Source organism: Bradyrhizobium sp. th-b2, from assembly GCF_000426785.1.
In the GTDB taxonomy this organism is placed as follows: Bacteria; Pseudomonadota; Alphaproteobacteria; order Rhizobiales; family Xanthobacteraceae; genus Bradyrhizobium; species Bradyrhizobium septentrionale.
On sequence record NZ_KE384573.1, the window covers coordinates 25,487 to 26,722 of the forward strand.

1 protein-coding gene and 1 pseudogene are annotated in these 1,236 nt (G+C 61.4%); one reads left to right on the plus strand and one right to left on the minus strand.

Annotated elements, in window-relative coordinates; genetic code table 11:
* A partial coding sequence (locus tag K359_RS66725; RefSeq protein ID WP_371261276.1) for a transposase occupies positions 1 to 459 on the minus strand: 459 nt, incomplete at its 3' end.
* A 361-nt stretch (positions 460 to 820) separates the two neighbouring features.
* On the opposite strand from K359_RS66725, the pseudogene K359_RS60970 reads away from it, so the two are divergent.
* Positions 821 to 1,073 (plus strand): annotated as a pseudogene (locus K359_RS60970) (ACT domain-containing protein); the annotation flags it as partial.
* Between the last annotated feature and the right edge of the window lie 163 nt (positions 1,074 to 1,236).

Here is a 1,236-nt window from a genome sequence, read left to right on the forward strand (position 1 = left end):
CTTGCGCAGCGCCGTCTTCAGCTTTGAGAATGCCATTTCGATCGGATTGAGGTCCGGCGAGTAGGCCGGCAAATAGCGCACTTTGGCGCCGACCGCTTCGATCGCCTGGCGAACGCCGTCGATCTTGTGGGTGCGCAGGTTATCCTTGAAGACGATATCGCGTCTGCGCAGACGTCGGCGCGAGATGGCGGCAAGGTGAAGTAGCGGTACAAACCCCTTTTTGATTTCATGACGTGGGCCGCCCGGATGTGCAGACATCTGCGCATCCGCGTGGCCTACCCTTTTCGGTAGGCGGCAACCGTCGGTGAGGCATGTAAACTTATCGGGATCGATCTGTCTTTCTGCCCGCGCGGAGGCCCTCGCCATGAAGCGGATGTCGCCCCCTGAAGCGATCGCGGCCGTCGCCTTGTTAGCGATCTTCGCGTTTGCGATTTGGTTTCGCGCCATTGGCGTGAACATCGAGCACTCGTCGTCGAACCGTGCGCGATCGATGGTCACACTTCGATGACCATAGAAAATAGCAGAGGTCGGGATGCGTAAGATGCTGGTCTATGGCTCAGCTCGATAGAGTCTTGCCTCGGCTGTCACGGAATCGGGTACGAAGCCGTACAGGCCCATAGAACGCGAACTGAGAGGAGTTGGCCGCCATTTGTCATTCGGCCCTTTAATTGCAGTTTATTGTCAAGCCCCCCTTTTGAACTCGCCAACGGCACGACGGTAGCGCTTGTGCCGTCGGATGTGAATCGGCGTGGGGTCCGGACGCCGATCGGCGTCCCAAGTGCTTGATTGACTTCGCGCGTGCGGGGTCAATGTTCAGGGTCGATTCACAATCGAGGTCTCCGGCCTCGATCGCCCCGGCCTGCTCTATCAGCTCACCACCGCGATCTCGAAGCTCAACCTCAACATCGCCCTCGGCGCATGTCGCGACCTTCGGCGAGCGCGCCCGCGACGTGTTCTATGTCACCGACCTGCTCGGCGCCCAGATCACCGCGCCGACCCGGCAGGCCGCGATCAAGAGCGCGCTGCTGCATCTGTTGTCGACCGAGGACCAGGCGGCGAAGCCGGCGGCTTGACGCGTCGCCTCTCTCCGTCGTCATTCCCCGATGCGCAATTGCGCATCGGGGAATGACGACGGATGGGACTGCTGCAGGCCCACCTCATTCATGCCGCTCTAGCCGAACAGCCGCATCAGCAGGGCCTTGCCGACCGGCGCTGCGCGGACACTGCGGAAGGCGC